This window comes from Streptosporangium sp. NPDC004379 (genome assembly GCF_042873875.1).
In the GTDB taxonomy this organism is placed as follows: Bacteria; Actinomycetota; Actinomycetes; order Streptosporangiales; family Streptosporangiaceae; genus Streptosporangium.
This window is the reverse complement of record NZ_JBIAMC010000013.1, coordinates 81,104-97,623: the sequence shown is the minus strand read 5'-3', so window position 1 is coordinate 97,623 and position 16,520 is coordinate 81,104. Positions and strand designations below refer to the sequence as shown.

Genomic DNA, 16,520 nt, shown 5'->3' with positions numbered 1-16,520 from the left:
ATGACAAGTGGGTGATGAGGGTGCGGTCGATGCCCGTTCCGCGGTCAGCGGAGCCGGCGTGCCGTCGTCCGCCCGCGGAACGGCGGAATCCGTGCTCCCGATGGGCGCGCGCGGATGTGGTGGCAGCAAGGATGCGTAAAACTCGTGCACACATTCCATTTGGTCACTCGGGACACCACCCCGCTATTTCGGCAGTGACGCAGGATTCGGTCGACGAGTGGTTGTATTGCACCGGATGGGATCGATGTGACCGTTGAGACTCTGATCAATACCGTGGACCACGGTCCTTACATCGGCCTGCGCGCGTTCCGCACCGAGGAGAGCCGCCTGTTCTTCGGGCGGGAACAGGAGTCCCGGCAGGTCGCCGGGCTCTGGAAGGCCGACCGGCTGACCGTTCTCACCGGTGGGCCGGGGGTCGGCAAGACCTCGCTGCTGAACGCCGGCGTCCGCCCGTTGCTGGCGCCGGAGCGGCTGCGGATCCTCCCCCTCGGCCGCCTCACGTACGCCTCCTCCTTCCCCGTCGCGGCGCTGCCCGAGCACAACCCCTTCGTCCTCGCGCTGCTGGCGTCCTGGTTCCCCCATGAGTCGCCGGCCCGGCTGGCCGCGACGACGATCTCCGGGCACCTGCGCAGACACGAGGCGGTCACCGGCCGCTCCACCGCCTCGGGGCCGCTGCTGGCCGCCATCGACCAGGCGGAGGAGCTGTTCGACGACCGCGAGGACCGGCGGCGGCACGTCGGCGCGTTCGTCGACGAGCTCGCCGAGGCTCTGGACGACCATCCCGGACTTCACCTGCTGCTCGCGGGCGGGGAGGGGTTCACCGGCCTCTTCGAGCCCTGCCGCGCCCGGCTCGGGACGGCCGCGGGGTCGGAGGTCGTCCTTGCGCCCCTGGACCGTGACGCGGCGACGCGGGCGGTCCGCGGCCCCTCGGAGTCCCGGGGCCGTCCGTTCGCGCCCGGCGCGGCGGAGGAACTGGTCGACGACCTCCGTTCGGTGACGCTCCTCGACGACATGGGAGGACCGGCCGCCTCCCAGGCCGGCGCGGTGCGCCCGGCGCTGGTCCAGATGGCGTGCTCCTCGCTGTGGGAGACGTTCTCCGGCGCCGACGTCGTCACCGGAGCGCACCTGCGCCGGGAGGGCGGCGCCGAGCGGTTCCTCGGCGACACCTGGCGGCGCGTCGTCTCCGGGATCGCCGCCGACCATGACCTGTACTCCGAACGGCTGCTCAACCGGCTGGGACGTGCGCTCACCGCCGGTCCCTCCGGCCGCGCGCGGGTCGGCGAACGGGAGGCGGAGGAGGCCGGCGTGCCCGGCTCCGTGCTGCGGGCACTGGCCGCCCTCCACCTTCTCCGGTCCGAAGCGGACGCGGCCGGTTCGCGGGAGTACACGCTGTACGACGACCGTCTCGCCGCGGTCGTCCGCGGGCTCGCCGCCGGCGGCCCGGTTCCGGCGGTTCCTCCGGCGCCGACGTCCTCAGCGGCGTCGCTGCACGCCGCGGTCCAGGCCCTCGCCCGGGGGGAGACCGCGCTCGCGCGCGGGCATGTCCGCAGGATCGTGGAAGCCGGTGACGACGAGCTGCGCCCGCGTGCCGAGGCGTGGTCCCTGCTCGGCAACATCGCCTGCGAGGAGGGCGACCTGGAGGCGGCCGTCCGGTCCTACGACACGGCCACGACCATGTTCGAGGCCCTGGGGGACACCTCCGCGGTGGGACGGCTGCTGGCGGCGACCGGTCGGCTGCGCCTGCGGCAGGGGGACGGAGCGCTCGCCCTCACCCTGCTGCGCGCGGCCGTCGAGCGGGTGCCCAACGACCTGACGGTGCAGACCCAGCTCGGGCGGGCGCTCGGGGAGCTGGGCCGCTCGCGGGCCGCCGTGGCGGTGCTCAACGGGGTGCTGGCCGTCGACGGGAACACGCCGGACGCCCTGCGCGTGCGCGGTGAGATCCTCGCCGACCTCGGCGAGGCCGAGGAGGCGCTGCGCGACCTGGACCGGGTGCCGCACCGCGCGGAACCCGTCACCCGGGCGGCCCGTGCCTTCGCGCTGGCCACGCTGCACGACTTCGGGGCCGCCGACGGCGAGCTGGCCGCCGTGCTCGCCGACGCGCCACACGAGGGCTCCGTACTGCTGTACGGCGCGCGGGCACGGGCGGCGGAGGGAGACCGGGCCGGCGCCGCCGACCTCGCGGGCAGGGCGCTGACGGCCGCCGGCCCGCCGCTGCCGCCTCACCGGCGCGAGGTCGCCCTGGGACTGCTGGCGGCCTCGGAGCCGGACGAGCCGTACCGCGACGATCCGGGGCCGTGACGAGCCGTACCGCGACGATCCGGGGCCGCGACGAGCCGTACCGCGACGATCCGGGGCCGCGACGGCGCGAAGCCGTACGGCGCTCACTCCGCCCGGCGCGTCACCTCTCCGTCCCGGCGCCGCTCCGCGCCGGGGTCCGGCGTGTTCCCCGCCTCCGGGGCGCCGGTCACCTCGCGCCTGGCGGCGAGCTGGAAGGCGGCGAGACGGGCGTCGAGGTCACGCAGGTCGGGGGCGCTCCTCATCTGGCCGCCCAGGCAGATGTCGTCCTGGAAGGCCAGGTCGATCGACTTCACCGCGGCGGCGGCGCTCCGGCCGGCCGACTCGGCCAGGGACAGCGCGGCGGACGCCACCTCCTCGGGGGCCGTCAGCGACACCTGTGCGGCGTGCAGTCCCGTGGCCGTCGCGTGTTCCTGGACGGCGCCGAGCCTGACGTCCATGTCCCGCCAGTGACGCTGGGCGGCGATCTCGATCGTCATCTTGAGCTGTGCGGCCGATTCGGACAGGTTCGCGCACGCCCGCCGGAGCTCGTCGCACCGCCTTTCGCGCCGGTCACGCTCCGCCTGGCGCCTTTCGCGCCGGGCGGAGGTCCCCTGGGTCAGCGCCACTCCTCCCAGAGCGCCCAGAAGCGTGCCTACCGTCGATATCACCGTCGTGACGACAGAGGGGTCAGGCATAGGTAGATCGTGCCATCGGCGGGTCATTCTCCGCAGGCCCCTGCGGGTGTTCCGTCCCGCCCAGGGCCGTCACCAGGATCTCGCCCCCTTCCCGGCGGTGCTCGCGTCTCCGCGCGTCGGCCAGCCCGCGCAGCGCCACGCTCTCACCGAGCCGGTCCCCGGACCGGCGGCAGGCCGCCAGGGCGACCCGGAGGGCCCGCTCCACACCGGTCCAGGACGACCGCAGCGCCGCGTCGTTCAGCATCGCGGCGGCCAGCTCCCAGCACAGCTCGTCCAGGCCGCGGGCCGACGCCTGCAGCACGGCGGCGACCAGGGATTCCCGCTCGCTCTCGAACCAGGCGAGGGGGTCGGCGAGCAGTTTCTCGCGGACCCGCGCCGGAGGCGGCCAGCGTGGCGCCCTGCCCCGTACCGGGGTGTACCGGGCCGACGGCAGACGCTCGTCGGCCTCCTGCGCCAGGGTGAGGAAGGTGGCGAGCGTGCGGATGACCACCACGTCGACGGCGGTGTCGCTCTCCTCCAGTACGGCCTGCTCACGGGCGTAGCGGCGGACGAGTTCGTGGAACCGGTAGCGGGTCTGGCCGGCGGCGTCCGGCTCGGTGGTCTCCAGCATGCGGGCGTCGGTGAGGGAGTCGGCGAGCTCCTCCGCCGCCTCCTGGGACGTCTCCAGCGCCATCGCGATGGTCCACGGGGCGAAGGAGGGAAGGTCCAGGACGCCGAGGAGGCGGACGGCCCGCCGCGCCGCCTCGTCCAGCCGGTGGTAGCCGGCGGCGATGCCGGTTCTGACGTCCGGGTCACCGAGGGCGAGTTCGTCCAGGCCGTCGCGGTCCAGCCGCTCGGCGAACCGGGCGAGCGTCCAGTGCGTACGGCCGGCCAGCCGCGTCCCCGCCGCCCGCAGCGCCAGCGGCAGGCGCCCGCACAGCCGGGCCACCTCCGCGGCGGCCTCGGGTTCCGCGGCGACGCGCTCGCGGCCCAGGACGCTCGCCAGCATGTCCGCCGCCTCCCCCGGCTCCAGCGGTTCCAGCTCGAAGCGGGCGGCGCCCGGCCAGCCGGGCAGCCGGGAACGGCTGGTCACGATGACCGAGCAGGTGGGTGAGCCGGGCAGCAACGGCCTGGCCTGCGCGTGGTCGGCGACGTCGTCGAGCACCACGAGCATCCGGCGGCCGGCGAGCCGGCTGCGATAAAGGTCGATCCGCTCCTCCAGGTCGTGGGGGACGGCGGACGCGTGGACGCCGAGGGCGCGCAGGAACCGGGCCAGCACCCGTGACGGGTCCGCGGGGCACGTGCCGGAGCCCTGCATGTCGGCGTGGAGCTGGCCGTCCGGGAACGCCTCGCCCAGCCGGTGGGCCACGTGCAGGGCCGTTGCGGTCTTGCCCACGCCGCCCTGCCCGGTGACGAGCGCCACGGCGACGGACCCGGTGCCGCGGGAGGTCAACGCCCCGCGGAGCCGGCCGACCGTCTTCTCCCGCCCGGTGAAGTCGGCGACGTCGGGAGGGAGGAGGGACGGGCGGAACGTTCCACCGGAGGGGGCGGGCTCATAGGACTCGTAGAGCTCGTAGGGCTCGCGGGGTTCGTAGGAGGAGGCCGGGCCCGTCTCCTGCCGCAGCACCTGAAGGTGCGCCGCGCGCAGCTGCGGGCCGGGATCGATGCCGAGTTCGTCCGCCAGCCTCCTGCGGGTCGCCTCGTACTCGGCCAGCGCCTCGGCCTGCGCCCCGGCTCCCGCGAGGGCGAGCACGAGCCAGGAGTGCACCGCCTCGTTCAGCGGCTCGGCCGCCGCGACGGCCCGCAGCTGCGGGATGACCTCGCAGGTCAGACCGGTCTGGAGGGCGAACTTGGCCGCCTCCAGCAGGACGTCCACGCGTTCCTGGTCGGCCGCGCGGACCCAGGGGTGCCCCCGGACCGCGTGACCGAGGTCGGACAGGCACGGACCCTGCCAGAGCTGCAGGGCGCGCAGCAACAGCTCCAGGGTCTCCCTGGGGGAGCCGGCCCGTCCGGCCCGCGCCACCGCCGTCCGGAAGCGGACCAGGTCGGTGTCGCACCGGTCGAGCCGGATCGCGTACGCGGGTCCCAGTCCGGCGAGCCAGGAGGCGCCGGACCGGGCCACGTGGGACGGATCGACGCGGCGGCGCAGCCGTCCCACGTAGGTCTGGACGAGGTTGACCACGGAGTCCGGGACTCCCTCGCTCCACACGGCGTCGATGATCTCCTGGCGGTGGACGGGCGTCCCCGCCTTCAGCAGCAGCAGAGCGAGAACGGTCCGTTGTTTGTCCGAGCTGATCGCAACCTCGGTATCCCCGCGCCATACCCGTAGTGAACCGAGCAGGCTGAACCGTATGTTCGCCATTTCTCTCCTGAAAAAGCCCACGGTCAGTGCCGGAAATCTGGAGAATCATATGTTTTGACGGAAAGTAAGGCGAGATTGTGATGTGTCCAATCCCGGCCATCACCGCTGTCACTTACTCCCCTTTCCGGTCGCCGGGGGACCGCCCCGCCGCAGGACCGCGCCGGGTCCACTGGCGATTCACTGACGGTTCACTGGCCGCGCCGCCCGCCCGTGCGCGCGCCGGGTTCAGTGCCGCGGCGACACCGCTCCAGCGGCGGCGGCCATCGTTGGCAACGACCTTCGGACCTCGGGAGGAGGTGCACGATGAAGAAGATCAAGATCCGTAAGGCCGGCCCGGTCCGCCTGACCGCCGCCGCCTGCTCGATCTACAAGAACGTGAGCTGACGTCGGCTCCCGGCGGTGCGCCGGGTACGGCACGCCCGCACCCGGCGCTCCGCCCCACGCCGCGGAAAGCCACCGCCGTGGAAAGCCACCGCCGCGGGACCCACCGCTCGTGGTCCCGCTCGTCGCACGACCTCGTCCACCACCCTCGCGCGACACCACCTGGGAGGGCTGCCCGTTGACCGACGCAGAGGCCGTGACCGGCGGCCCCGCGACCCGCCACGACCCCGACCGGCCGCTCCCGCTGCATCCCCTGGTCTACCTGGAGGACGGGGAGGAGGTGACGGTCGGCCGTCCGGACACCGACTCCTACGCGATCTTCCCGGTGGACGGAGCCGAACTGCTGCGCAGACTCCAGGAGGGACTCCCCCCGCGCGCGGCGGCCGCCTGGTACGCCGAGCGCTACCACGAGGACCCCGACATCGACGACCTGGTCGCGGCGCTCGGCGAACTCGGCTTCATCCGCGAGCCCGGAGAGCCCGGTGGGACCGGCGCGTCCGGCGACCCCGGCGAGCAGACCGGCGCGGCGGGCGGGCCGTACGCTCCCGACCGGCCGGTCCGCTGGCGGCGGCTCGGCGCGGCCCTCTTCTCCGTCCCCGCCTGGATCTGCTACGCGGCCGTCGTCGCGTGGGCGGTGGTCGCGATGGCGCGCCGGCCCGACCTGGTGCCGAGCTACCGCAACGTCTTCTTCACCGAGTACTACACCGTCATCCAGGCGGCGCTGTTCGTCGTGGCCATCCCGCAGCTGCTGCTGCACGAGAGCTTCCACGCGCTCGCCGGACGGCGGCTGGGTCTGCGCTCCAGCCTGCGGATCTCCCGCAGGTTCTACTTCGTCGTGCTGGAGACGTCGCTGGACGGGCTGGTCGCGGTGCCCCGGCGGAAACGGTACCTGCCGATCGTGGCCGGGATGCTGGCGGACGTGGTCGTGATGGCGGTCCTGACGATCACGGCCGACCTCACCAGGCAGCCGGGGGGCGCGCTCTCCTTCGCCGGGCGGTTCTGCCTGGCGTTCGCCTTCGCCGTGCTGCTCCGGATCCTCTGGCAGTTCTCCCTCTACCTCCGCACCGACCTCTACGTCCTCGTCTCCACCGCGCTGGGCTGCGTCGACCTGCACACCACGGCCCGGCAGATGCTGGCCAACCGGATGAACCGGCTGCTCGGCCGGCGCGACCGGCTCGTCGAGGAGTCCGACTGGCACCCCGTCGACCGGCGCGTCGCCCGGTGGTACTCCTGGCTGATCGTCGCCGGCTACACGGTGAGCCTGACCACGTTCCTCGTCGCGGTCGCCCCGATCGTCTACGAGATGTTCACCGGGATCCTCGGCCGGTTCACCGGCCACGGCGCGTCCTGGCCGGAGCTGCTGGACTCGCTCGTCTTCTGCGGATTCATCCTCGCGCAGCTCGTCGTTCTCGCCTGGGTGGCGGCCCGGGAGCGATACCGCGACCGGAGACAGCGGCTCGAACACGTCATCACCTGAAAGGGACGCACCATGGGTAACCACCACTGGATCCGGGCCGCCCGGCGCCGCGACCGCGACCTGCTGCGGGAAGGACTCGGCCTGCCGCCGGTGCTGATGGTGCTCGACGCCCACCGGCGGCTGCGCGGGCCGTACACGGCGGCCGGCACGCTGATGCGGGCGATCGCGCCGCAGGCGCTGGAACGCCGGCCCGAGCTGGGGCCCGCCCACAACATCGAGATCCTGACCAGCACCCCGGAGCTGGCCCACCTGGTGCCGCCCGCCTGGACCTCGCTGGAGTGGCAGGCCGGCAAGGGGGAGCGCACCCGCTTCTACTCCCGGCTGCACACCCTGAACATCGCCAACGGCCTGGCCGAGCTGCTGCGCGACCACCTGGAGGCGCTGGGCGGAGGGCCCCGCACCCTCGTCTTCGAGAACGTGCACCACGCCGACCCGACCGACCAGGAGCTCGTCGCCGTGCTGCTGCGCCGCGGGGACCTGGACGGGCTGACCGTCGTCGTCGGCACCGGGCCCGAGCCTGTCCCCGACCCGCCGGGGGAGGTCACGATCTCCCTGGCGCGTGTCCTCGCCCGCCACGCCGTACCGGTGGACGCCCCCGCCGTTCCGGAGGCCGGACCGGAGACCGCTGACGGGCCGGCTGCCGCGCGAGCCTACGTCGAGGGCGACTGCACCGGCGACGATCCCCGGCTGCTCGCCGCCTACGAGGCGCTGCCCGCCGCCGAACGCGCGCGGCTGCACGACGAGCGGGCGGCGGCGCTGGCCGGCCGGGGCGAGTTCTCCCTGTCGCTGGGCGCGATCCCGTACCACGCCGAGCACGGCACCGACCCGTCCGGCACCGGCCTCGCCGCCCTGCGCCTGGCGATGGACCACTGCCGGGGCATCGGCCTCTACCAGGCCGCGGCCGACCTGGGCCTGCGCGGCAGGGCGCTGGTGGACCGGTCGACGCAGGAGGAGCTGTGGTGGCACTTCACCAACGCCACCAGCACCACGCTCGCCTCCCTCGGCCGGGCCGACGAGGCGATGACCATCTACGACGAGGCGCGGGCGGTCAGCGCCGACCCCATCGTCCACATGGAGCTGGCCTACAGCACCGCCATGCTGTACGCCCGGCACTATCCCGAGCCGCGGCGCGACTACCAGCGGGCGCGGATGTGGATGAACATGTCCATCGCGATCGCCTCGCTGGTGGAGGACCCGAAGAAGCGGGCCTTCCACTCGGTGTTCGGCCACAACGGTCTCGCGCTGGTCGAGGTGCGCCAGAAGCGGGCGGACGAGGCGCTGCGGATGCTGGAGGACGGCATGGCCCGGCTGGACCGGGAGCTGGAACCCGGCGAGCACGCCCTGCACCGCGCGGTGCTGCGCTACAACCGCGCCCAGGTCCTCGGCATGATGGGCAGGCTGGAGGAGTCGCTGAGCGACTACCTCGAGGTCGTCGAACTCGACCCCGACTTCCCCGAGCACCACTTCAACGTCGGCAACATCCTGCGGCGGCTCGGCCGCGACGAGGAGGCGATCGCCGCCTACGAGCGCGCGCTGCGCCTGTCGCCGCCGTTCCCCGAGGCGTACTACAACCTCGGCGACGCCCGCCTCGAACTCGGCGACGTGCGCGGGGCGCTGGCCGACTTCGGCTACACCATCGAACTCGACCCCGCCCACCTCGACGCCCGGGTGAACCGCGCCGGGCTGCTGTGCGACCTGGGCGAGACCGACGCCGCCTGGCGGGACGTCACCGAGGGGCTGGAGCTCGCGCCGGACAACGCCCACCTGCTGTGCCTGAAGGGGCGGCTGCTCGCCGAGCGGGACGACCCCGCCGCGGCCCGCGAGGCGCTGTCGGCCGCGATCGGACGCGACGATCGGCTCGCCGAGGCGTGGGCGCTGCGCGGCGAGCTCGCCTACGCGGCCGGGGACCTCACCGGGGCCGCCCACGACCTGGACCGGGCGGTCGAGCTGGGCGGCACGCCCGAGATGCGGTTCAACCGGGCCGTCGTCCACCAGGAGTCGGGCCGCTACGCCGAGGCCGTCGCCGACTACGAGCTCGTACTGGCCGCGACCGGCGACGAGGACAGCCGGGAACGGCTGGACGCCTGCCGGGCGGCGCTGGGCGAACCCGCCACGGCCGACGTGCCGGCCTGAGCCGGCGCGCCCGGCTCAGGCCGACCTGCCGGTCTGAGCCGGGCACGCCGGTTCGGGGACGACCCGCGGCCGCTGCGCCGGCCCGGCAACGATCCGGTGCGCCGGCCCGGGAACGACCTACGACCGGCGTGGGCCGCAAGAACGATCCGCGGAAGGGACGCACCATGCCAGACCTGTTCGAGCCCGCGCGGCTGGGACGGCTCCGCCTGCCCAACCGGCTGGTGATGTCACCGATGACCCGCAGCCGCGCCGACCACCGCGGGGTGCCCGCGGCGGAGACGGCCGTGTACTACGCGCAGCGGGCCACCGCGGGGTTGATCATCTCCGAGGGAGCCCAGCCCAGCCCGGCCGGGCAGGGGCACCCGGGAACCCCGGGCCTGCACACCGCCGAGCAGGCCGGGGCGTGGCAGGAGGTGACCGGCGCGGTGCACGCGGCCGGCGGCCGGATCTTCGCCCAGCTCATGCACGCGGGCCGCATCGGCCACGAGAGCGTCAACGGGCTGCGGCCCGTGGCGCCGTCGCCGGTGCGGGCCGCCGGGCGGATCTTCACCCTCGACGGGCACCGGGACCTGCCCGTCCCCCGGGAGCTGAGCACCGCCGAGACGCGGGCGACGATCGGCGACTTCGCCCGCGCCGCCCGGCTGGCCGTCGACGCCGGGTTCGACGGGGTCGAGCTGCACGGCGGCAACGGCTACCTGATCCACCAGTTCCTCGCCCCGGGCACCAACCGCCGCGGTGACCTCTACGGACGCGACCGCCTCCGCTTCGCCGTCGAGCTCGCCGCGGCCGTGGCGGAAGCGGTCGGCGGGGACCGGGTGGGGCTGCGCGTCACCCCGGGCGACCCGCACAACGACATCGCCGAGGACGACATCGAACTGGTCTACCCGGCGCTGGCCGCCGCCCTCGCCCCGCTCGGCCTGGCGTACTTCCACCTCGCGGGCGTCGCGCCCGGCACACCGCTCGCCGCCCGGATCCGGGCGGCCTGGCCCGGCGCCCTGGTGGTGGCGCCGCGGTCGGGAGGAGAGTTCCCCGGTGACGGCGGCCGGGCCGCCGCCGAGGAGTGGCTCGCCGCCGGGGCCGACCTCATCGCCTTCGGCCGGGCCTTCCTGGCGAATCCCGACCTGGTGGAACGGCTGCGCACCGGCGCGCCGCTGAACCGCCCCGACCCCGCGACCTACTACGGCGGCGGCCGGCACGGCTACACCGACTACTCCTTCGCCTCCTCCCGCCGCTGACCTCACCGCGACGCCCACCCGCGGCCGGCCGTACGGTTCCGGACGTGCCGGCCGTACGCTCCCGCCGTGAACCGTGTGGACCGGCCGATCCGTCGAGCACGGGCCGGCCGGTCCACGGTGTCACGGGCTGAGGCGGTGCAGGTCGCGGGGGAACAGGGTGGTCTGGCGGACGTTGGCGGCGCCCGTCAGGCGGGAGGTCCACCGTTCCAGGCCGATGGCGAAGCCGCCGTGCGGCGGCATGCCGTGGGCGAACGCCGCGAGGTACCCCTCGTACGCCTCCGGGTCCTCGCCCCGGGCGGCGAGCGCGGCCAGGTAGTCGGCGTGCCGGTGCAGCCGCTGGCCGCCCGTCACCAGCTCCAGCCCCCGGAACAGCAGGTCGAAGCTGCGTGAGCGCTCCGGCGCGGTCGGGTCGGGGTGGGTGTAGAAGGGCCGCTTGACCATCGGGTAGCCCGTGACGAACAGGAACTCCGAGCCGTGCTCGCGCAGCGCCCACTCGCCGAGCCACCGCTCGTGCGCCGGGGCCAGGTCGGGCTCGCCGCGGGGGTCCTCCCCGGTGTGCCGGGCGAGGAGTTCCTGCGCCTCGGCGAAGTCGATCGCGGGGATCTCCTCCGGGACCTTCGGCGTCTCGATCCCCAGCAGGGCGACGGCGGCCCCGGCGCGTTCGGCGACGGCCGCGTGCATGCCGCCGAGCGCGAGGGTGAGCACCGCCATGACGTCGCGGTGGTCGCGGACGAAGCCCAGTTCGGCGTCCAGGCTCGTGTACTGCGCCAGGTGCCGGGCGGTGTCGTGCGGCTCGGCCCGGAAGACCGGCCCGACCTCGTAGACCCGCTCGAACACCCCGACAAGGGCCTGCTTGAAGAACTGCGGCGACTGGGCCAGGAAGGCGGGCCGGCCGAAGTAGTCGATGCCGAAGACGTTCGCGCCCGACTCCGTCGCCGAGGCCACGATCTTCGGGGTGGACGTCTCGACGAACCCGAGCCCGTCCAGGACGGCCCGGAACCCGGCGACCCCGGCGGCGGCGATCTCGAACGGCGCCCGCAGCCGGGGATGCCGCAGCGCCGCCGGCGCGTGGTCGAGGACCGTGGGCAGCGTGCCGGAGACGACGGGCCGGTACAGGTCGAACGGCGGCGGCTCGACCGGCTCGGAGAGCACGTCGATCACCGGGTCGGCCAGCTCGGCCCCGCCGGGGGCCTGCGGGTTGGCGGAGACGGTCCCGGTGACCTCGACGACGGTCTCCTCGGCCAGGTGGACCGGCTCGCGCAGCACGACCTGCGCGAGACCGGAGCGGTCCCTGACCACCAGGAACGACACGGACTTCAGCTCGCGGCGGCGATGCAGCCAGCCGGCGATCCGTACGGTGCGGCCGACGTGCGCGGGCAGGTCGGCGGCGAGGATACGAGAGATCATCACACTCCTCGTGGAATATGAGCGGATCCCTTGGGAGTGCGGGGGAGAAGGGTGCTCCCGGTGCCACCGCACTTTCGCCGCCGCCTGGGCGGCGGCCTCATCGCGGCCCGATCACGGGGGCCGGCCGGCGGGGCATGGGGCGGGTGCGCCGTTCCTCCCCGCACTCGGGAGGGTCTTCGCCCCGGGGCGCGGGACCGCCTTCGCAGCTGCCGGCGGCTCTCTGACCCGCGTGATCCCGGGACTACTCGTCTCCGTCATCGCGTTGCGGCCAGTCTAACGCGATCACCGCCGGGGAGCGGTGCCCGCTTCATGCCGCCGGGGACGGAAGTCCGTGGTCCGGACGAACGGCCTGACCGAAAGCATGGCGTCGGCCGGTATGCGGTTCTCGTCGGACAGGAGGCTCACGGCGTCGATCACCGTGGATGAAACGGCGGTGTCGATTCCGCAGGCCGTGAGACGCCGGGACCGGGCATTCGAGCGGGACGCGGTGGGACGCGGTGAAACGACCAGGGGCCCGATCGCTGTCTCCAGCGATCGGGCCCCTGGTGTCGGGAATCCAAGCGTCGGGGTGACAGGATTTGAACCTGCGACCTCTTCGTCCCGAACGAAGCGCGCTACCAAGCTGCGCTACACCCCGGTGCACGACGGGCTTGCTCGTGCTTGAGAAAGTCTAGCGGACTTCGCGGGTGCTTGCGTCATTCCGGCGTCGCGGTACCAGGGTCAGCAGACTCGCCTCGGGGAAGCAGGCGAACCGCGCCGGAGCGTAGGGGCTGGTGCCCAGGCCGGCCGAGACGTGGAGGAACGCCGAGTCGTGACGGCTCAGGCCCTTGACCCGGGCGCGGTCGATGCCGCAGTTGGTGACCAGCGCGCCGTAGAACGGGACGCAGAGCTGGCCGCCGTGGGTGTGGCCGGCCAGCAGCAGTTGGTAGCCGTCGGCGGCGAAGCGGGTCATGTTGCGCGGCTCGGGGGAGTGCATCACGCCCAGTCGGAGGTCCGCCTCCTCGGGCGCGGGCCCGGCGATCAGGTCGTAACGGTCGCGGTTGATGTGGGAGTCGTGGATGCCGCCCACGGCCACGTCGAGATCGCCCACCTTGAGGCGGGCCGTGGTGTTGTTCATGTCCAGCCAGCCCTCGGCGGACATGGCCGCGCCCAGCTCCTCCCAGGGAAGCGAGGGGATCTTCTGGACGTGGTCGCCCTTGGAGGTGCGCCACAGGTAGCGGGCCGGGTTCTTGGGGCGCGGCGCGTACATGTCGTTGGAGCCGTAGACGAACAGGCCCGGACGGGTCAGCAGCGGCTCCAGGGCCTCCATCAGCGGGCCGACGGCGTCGGGGTGGGCGATGGAGTCGCCGGTGTTGACCACCAGGTCGGGCTGGAGCTCGCCCAGCGAGCGGACCCAGTTGATCAGCATTCGCCTGCGCGGGGTGAGGTGCAGGTCGGACAGGTGCAGGATCCGCACCGGACGCCGGCCGGGCGGCAGCACTGGCACGTCGAACCGCCGTAGGCGGAACGCGTTGCGCTCGACGACCGAGGCGTAGGCGAGGCCGGTAAGGCCGACGCCGAGCAGGGACAGGGGCACCGCGGCTGCTTTCCTCACACCCTCATCATGCCCGACACCCGGCACCCTGGGAGAAACCCTGGATACACCGGGACCGGTGAGACGGCAAGATGGACCGCATGAGCACATTGAAGGACAAGCTGAAGGCCGACCTCACGGCCGCGATGAAGGGCCGCGACGAGGTCCGCACCCGGACCATCCGCATGGCCCTGGCGGCCGTGAACGTCGAGGAGGTGGCCGGCAAGACGGCGCGCGAGCTCTCCGACGACGAGATCGTCAAGGTGCTGACCAAGGAGGCCAAGAAGCGCCGGGAGGCGGCGGAGGCGTTCAGCGGCGCGGGCCGCGCCGAGCAGGCGCAGGCCGAGCTGGACGAGCAGGCGGTGCTGGAGGAGTACCTCCCCGCCCAGCTCTCCGACGACGAGATCGCCGGGCTGGTGGACGAGGCCATCGCCGAGACCGGCGCCTCCGGGCCCAGGGAGATGGGCCAGGTCATGAAGGTCCTGAACCCCAAGGTCGCGGGGCGGGCCGAGGGCGGCCGGGTGGCGCAGATCGTGCGGACCCGCCTGAGCGCCTAAGCCCGCTCCGGAGAACACCGGGAGCCCTCCCGCGATGCGGGGAGGGCTCCGACGGTCCGGCCGCCGGTCCCTGGAAGGACCGGCGGGGCGTCCACGGGTTCCTAGCGGGTGCCCTCGTTGACGACGCCGCCGTTACCCCGGCCCCGGCCCCGTCCGTTGCCCCGGCCGAAGCCGGGCCCGAAGGTGCCGCCGTCGTTGACGACCGTGTTGTCGCCGCCGTCGTCGCCGAAGTCGCCGCCGACGTCACCCGGCTTCTTCGGCGGCGGCTTGGGCGCGCAGTTGCCGGAGCAGCCGCCGAAGCGGTCCATGTTGACCGAGTGGAAGGAGGTCGGGTCGACGCCCTTCAGCGCGCCGGGCATGGACAGCTTCCAGATCTTCCCGGAGATGGTGGCGCCGTAGACGTAGCCGTAGTAGCGGCCGCCGATCGTCACGCCCGTCAGGTCGTGGGTGAAGGCGCCGCGCGGGTCGCCGAGGCTGACCGCGGAGGCGAGGTCGGGGGTGAACCCGGCGAACCAGGCGGCGGTGTAGGCGTCGGTGGTGCCGGTCTTGCCCGCCGCCGGCCGGCCGATGCCGCCGATCTCGCTCATCGTGCCCTTGGTGAACACCCCGGACATGATGTGGGTGGCCGCGTCGGCGACCTCCTCGTCGAGGACCTCCTCGCACTTCGGCTTGTACGGCGTGGCCTTGCCGTAGCGGTCGCGGATCTCGGTGATGGCCATCGGCTCGCAGTAGGTGCCGCGGGCCGCGATGGTCGCGTAGGCGGCGGAGACCGTCACCGGGTCCATCTCGTTGACGCCGAGGGTGAAGGTCTCGACCTCGCGCAGCGGGCCGCCGTCGGACCGCTGGATGCCGAGCTTCTTGGCCGTCTTGACGACGTTGCAGAGGCCGACCTTCTCCTCCAGCTTCATGAAGAAGGTGTTCACCGAGCCCAGCGTGCCGGTGGTCAGCGACTTGAAGCCGCCGCCGCCCTCGCTGGAGTTGAAGACGTCATGAGTGGGCTCGCCGACCGCGTTGCCCTTGCAGTCGCGGAACGCGCCGTGGCTGGGGGCGTTGTAGGACTTGCCGGTGGTGTTGCCGTCGTTGAGCTTCATCCCCTGGTCGAGCGCGGTGAGCAGGGTGAAGGCCTTGAACGTCGAGCCCGCCTGGAAGCCGATGCCGCCGCCGTGCTGGGCGTCGGCGGCGAAGTTGATGCTGCTCTCGTTCTTCTTCTTGCTCGTGCCGAACTTCCGGCTGGAGGCCATCGCCCTGATGGCGCCGGTGCCGGGGACGACCATCGCCTGCGAGGCGACCGGCTTGTCGCTCGCGTGGACCATCTGCTTGATGGCCTTCTCCGAGGACTTCTGCGCCTGCGGGTCGAGCGTCGTCTTGATCGTCAGGCCGCCGCGCTGGAGCAGCTTCTCGCGCGCCTCGGGGGACTTGCCGAACAGCTTGTTGTGGCGGATCTCCTCGCGCACGTAGACGCAGAAGTAGGGGTACTTGCTGGTCTCGCAGCCGCCCGGGGCCGAGACGTCCTTGAACCCGAGCTTCTTGGCCTTGGCCTCGTCGGCCTCCTGCTTCGTGATCTTGCCGAGCTCGTACATGCGGTTCAGGACGGTGTTGCGCCGCTCCAGCAGCTTCTGCTGGCGGGCCTTCCAGGGCTTGGAGGACTCGCCCTGGTGCCGGGCCGGGTCGGTGCCGTTGGGGTCCTGTACGGCGCCGGCCAGCGTGGCGGCCTGCCACAGTTCCAGCTTGGACGCCGGCTTGCCGAAGAACCGCTTGGCCGCCGCCTGGATGCCGTGGGCGCCGGCGCCGAAGTAGGAGATGTTGAGATATTTCTCCAGGATCTCCGACTTGGTGTACTTCTCCTCGACCGCCAGGGCGTAGCGCAGCTCGTTGAGTTTCCGGGAGATGGTCGGCGCGATCGCGGCCTGCTTCTCCTCGGGGGTCTCGGCGCTGTTGAAGAGCACCTGCTTGACGTACTGCTGGGTGATCGAGGAGCCGCCCTGCGTGGAGCTGCCGCCCGCGTTCCGCACCGCCGCGCGCATGGTGCCCTCGATGTCGATGGCGCCGTGCTCGTAGAACCGGAAGTCCTCGATCGAGATGATCGCGGTCTTCATGACGTCGGCGATCTCGTCGAGCTTCACCGACTCGCGGTTCTCGTAGTAGAACTGCGCGAACGGCTTGCCGTCGGCGTCCAGCAGGACGGTCTTCTCCGGCAGCGGGGGTTCCTTGAGCGCCTCAGGGCGTAGGTGCAGCTCCTCTGTGACGGAGTTCACGCCGAGTCCCGCGCCCCCGACCGCCGGGAACGCGACGCCGGCCGCCAGAAGACCCGCGGCGGCGCCCGCGGCGACCAGCCGCAGAACCTTTCCGACCGCGCCTATCACCGTTACATGATCTTTGCCCTGAGCTTGCACACGTCAAGAGTACGTCGGACGGATGTCCCAAACGGTAACGGATCGCCAATC

At 73.0% G+C, this 16,520-nt stretch carries 10 protein-coding genes and 1 tRNA gene; 5 read left to right on the top strand and 6 right to left on the bottom strand.

Annotation, left to right across the window (positions count from 1 at the left end):
* The first annotated feature begins 273 nt into the window (after positions 1 to 273).
* The gene (locus tag ACFYSC_RS26170) at positions 274 to 2,298 is read left to right on the top strand and encodes a tetratricopeptide repeat protein (protein ID WP_389966733.1); all 2,025 of its coding nucleotides are present in this window, start codon (positions 274 to 276) and stop codon (positions 2,296 to 2,298) included.
* An 83-nt stretch (positions 2,299 to 2,381) separates the two neighbouring features.
* On the opposite strand, the gene ACFYSC_RS26165 is transcribed toward ACFYSC_RS26170, so the two are convergent.
* Together ACFYSC_RS26165 and ACFYSC_RS26160 are read right to left on the bottom strand one after the other, a co-directional pair.
* Positions 2,382 to 2,972, bottom strand: coding sequence for a hypothetical protein (locus ACFYSC_RS26165; RefSeq protein ID WP_389966730.1), 591 nt, complete (start codon positions 2,970 to 2,972; stop codon positions 2,382 to 2,384).
* Positions 2,965 to 5,313 carry a BTAD domain-containing putative transcriptional regulator gene (locus ACFYSC_RS26160; RefSeq protein WP_389966727.1) on the bottom strand — a complete coding sequence of 783 codons (2,349 nt, stop codon included), beginning with the start codon at positions 5,311 to 5,313 and terminating at the stop codon, positions 2,965 to 2,967. Before ACFYSC_RS26160 ends, ACFYSC_RS26165 begins: the two co-directional genes overlap by 8 nt.
* A 559-nt stretch (positions 5,314 to 5,872) precedes the next feature.
* Here ACFYSC_RS26160 and ACFYSC_RS26155 point away from each other — a divergent pair.
* The 3 genes from ACFYSC_RS26155 (at position 5,873) to ACFYSC_RS26145 (ending at position 10,539) form a co-directional block, all read left to right on the top strand.
* Positions 5,873 to 7,171: a hypothetical protein gene (locus ACFYSC_RS26155; RefSeq protein ID WP_389966724.1), complete on the top strand. Its 1,299-nt coding sequence runs from the start codon at positions 5,873 to 5,875 to the stop codon at positions 7,169 to 7,171.
* Positions 7,172 to 7,183: 12 nt separating this feature from the next.
* The gene (locus tag ACFYSC_RS26150; protein ID WP_389966721.1) at positions 7,184 to 9,304 is read left to right on the top strand and encodes a tetratricopeptide repeat protein; all 2,121 of its coding nucleotides are present in this window, start codon (positions 7,184 to 7,186) and stop codon (positions 9,302 to 9,304) included.
* A gap of 164 nt (positions 9,305 to 9,468) precedes the next feature.
* A complete protein-coding gene (locus tag ACFYSC_RS26145) occupies positions 9,469 to 10,539 on the top strand; it encodes an alkene reductase (RefSeq protein WP_389966718.1) in 1,071 nt (356 codons plus the stop codon).
* A 120-nt stretch (positions 10,540 to 10,659) separates the two neighbouring features.
* Here ACFYSC_RS26145 and aspS read toward each other — a convergent pair whose 3' ends face one another.
* The 3 genes from aspS to ACFYSC_RS26130 all read right to left on the bottom strand — a co-directional run bounded on the left by aspS (position 10,660) and on the right by ACFYSC_RS26130 (position 13,540).
* Positions 10,660 to 11,946, bottom strand: coding sequence for an aspartate--tRNA(Asn) ligase (aspS, locus tag ACFYSC_RS26140; RefSeq protein WP_389966715.1), 1,287 nt, complete (start codon positions 11,944 to 11,946; stop codon positions 10,660 to 10,662).
* 563 nt (positions 11,947 to 12,509) lie between these two features.
* Positions 12,510 to 12,583 (bottom strand) — tRNA-Pro (locus ACFYSC_RS26135).
* Positions 12,584 to 12,616: 33 nt separating this feature from the next.
* Entirely contained in the window at positions 12,617 to 13,540 is a 924-nt protein-coding gene (locus ACFYSC_RS26130; RefSeq protein WP_362941250.1) for a metallophosphoesterase, read from the bottom strand.
* An 80-nt stretch (positions 13,541 to 13,620) separates the two neighbouring features.
* On the opposite strand from ACFYSC_RS26130, the gene ACFYSC_RS26125 reads away from it, so the two are divergent.
* Positions 13,621 to 14,076: a GatB/YqeY domain-containing protein gene (locus tag ACFYSC_RS26125; RefSeq protein WP_362941247.1), complete on the top strand. Its 456-nt coding sequence runs from the start codon at positions 13,621 to 13,623 to the stop codon at positions 14,074 to 14,076.
* Positions 14,077 to 14,177: 101 nt separating this feature from the next.
* Here the strand turns inward: ACFYSC_RS26125 and ACFYSC_RS26120 are convergent, their stop codons facing one another.
* On the bottom strand, positions 14,178 to 16,439 hold the full coding sequence (locus tag ACFYSC_RS26120; RefSeq protein WP_389966711.1) for a transglycosylase domain-containing protein: 2,262 nt from the start codon (positions 16,437 to 16,439) through the stop codon (positions 14,178 to 14,180).
* Between the last annotated feature and the right edge of the window lie 81 nt (positions 16,440 to 16,520).